This window comes from Lacinutrix sp. MEBiC02595, from assembly GCF_053601555.1.
On record NZ_JBSHNU010000148.1, the window covers coordinates 1 to 2,243 of the forward strand.

The window sequence follows — 2,243 nt, forward strand, 5'->3', positions numbered from 1 at the left end:
TAATCATTATGAGGAAAATTTCAGTCCTATTATGTTAGAACCATGTGATTTTGAAACTTCTATTTTTGAAGAATCTATTTGTGAAAACCAACAGAAAAATAAAACATTTATAGAAGAAGTAATTCTTCATTATCGAAATAACCATGTTGTAAATGAAGTGGAAAAAAGCACTCTCAAAAAGCTAGCAATTATTTATGGTGCGAATCACTTCCCAGGAATTGAAAAACAATTATTATCTAAAGGTTATAATTGAATAAATGGAGTTCCATTCATAGTGAGCAAAATAGTAAATAAACTTATAAAAAATGATGATGACAAAATTAAATTGGTATTACAAAGGCATATTTTTCGCGATTTTCATACTACTTTCACACATTTTTATTGATTTTTTAGCTGGAGATTTCACAATGGACCGAATAGGGAAAAGAATAATACTTTCTCTAATTTCTGGATTATTATTCGGATTGTTAATGAAATATATTGACAGAAAAAAACTGAATAATTAAATTTCGAAATGATTTTCCTTCGGGAAATCTTCGCATATAAACATGCAACTTTCCATACCTACACGATATATTTTATTCAGTTTTAGTTTCTTAAAAGTTTTCTGAAACCAAGCTAAATATTGTTTATCGTAAATAAGATAAATCTACGTTTGTTTTATCTTATTAGTGTTGAACACAAGCTTTGTCTTTTCTGAAGTGAAAAAGATAATAGGAAGTACAACAATTGGAGGAAATTACCTTTGGTGAAAAATCATATGGTACAAGAAGATGTGATATTTGTACTTTTAATACGGGTAATTGTTAGTATTCAATTATTATTAACACTTCATTCCAAAAATTTTTTTCTTGAAGTGTTCATTAAACTTGAGAAAAGTCTTCTAAACGATAGGATGGAACGGGAAACAACCATGTTTTTTAAATATTAAGATTTGTTTTATTAACTAATAATTAGTGCTTTAGGCATAAATATTTTGTTTTATGTAGAAAATTTTCTATATTTAGTTATTGTTAATCATAAAAGTGGAATACAAAACAGAAAGGAAATAACTAAAAAAGAGAAAGCCTCTACTAGGTAAAGGCTCTCATAGGTTCGCTAAAACCAAAATAAACAGTGTTTATCTTGTATAAAGATACAAAAAAATTTAAATAAGATAAAAGTCAGTTTGTTTTGAAGAGTGTAAAGCTTACACACTTTAAAAAGCCGTGCATACCGAAAAACGTATAGAGTAGGTGATCTTATTTAAAATATATAAATATGAAAAATTTTAAAAATGTAGTGTCAGTTATCACTATAGCTTTGTTGATGTTGGTTTCATTTAATGTGAATGCACAAAAAAGTGAATATTCAAAGGAACAAATTGAAGATGTTAAAACTAAACTTCGACAAGGGATGAATTTGTTTGTTGAAAGTGTAAAGCCTTTTTATAAAAAAGGAATGTCTTTCGAAGAATACAAGTTAGTCTTAATTGGGAAAAATAATAAAAATATTACGAAAGAAGGGAATGCATTGTTAGGGAAAGCTTACTCTTATTTGTCTAAAAATAAGAGTTCTAAAGATATTCTAACCTATGATTCAGGAGAGGAATTTGCAAGAGCATTTATGTTTGTTAATAGCCAGAATAAAACTAATAAATCAAAAAGTGGTGATTTAATCTTATTTGGAAACCCGACAGGAGGTACTTACCCAAATTCTATCGTCGGGAAAGCTGCAGCTCCATGCCGATGGTATCAATTAGGTTGTTGGTGGAATCAGATATTCGGAGATTATTCTGATGAAATTTTAGGGCTTTTATTAAACCTTTTATTTCCATAATTATAATAATAACAACCATATAAATGTGGAAGGCATTTATATGGTTAAACTTTTTAAACATGAAAAAGACTATAGTCCTATTATTAATTAGTGCTCTCTTTCTTAATTGTAAAAGTGTATTGTTCAACTCCCATTTAGAGAGAATTGGAGTGTTTAATGATGCCATTAAATTAGAACGAATGACAAAAAAGGAGAAACAAATTGTTTTCTTTCCTATTGCTCATTTGGGTACGGATTTGTTTTATATCGATGTCAAGAATAAAATAGACTCTTTAAAAAGAATGGGATATTATTTTTATTACGAAAAAGTAAAAGTGGACTTAGCAGATACCTTGTTGTTTAGAAAATTTAGGAAAGCAACAACATTGCCTTATTTGAAAAATGGATATGAAGGGATGATAGATTCAACCATAAGATTGAAACTT

Annotated in this window: 3 protein-coding genes; all 3 read left to right on the forward strand. The window is 28.0% G+C overall.

Annotation, left to right across the window (positions count from 1 at the left end):
• Positions 1-253 (forward strand): hypothetical protein (locus ACVCZW_RS02825; protein WP_452231542.1); only part of this gene is annotated, 253 nt, incomplete at its 5' end.
• A 1,007-nt stretch (positions 254-1,260) separates the two neighbouring features.
• Entirely contained in the window at positions 1,261-1,818 is a 558-nt protein-coding gene (locus tag ACVCZW_RS02830) for a hypothetical protein (RefSeq protein ID WP_452231598.1), read from the forward strand.
• 59 nt (positions 1,819-1,877) lie between these two features.
• On the forward strand, positions 1,878-2,243 hold a 366-nt coding region (locus ACVCZW_RS02835; RefSeq protein WP_452231599.1), incomplete at its 3' end, for a hypothetical protein.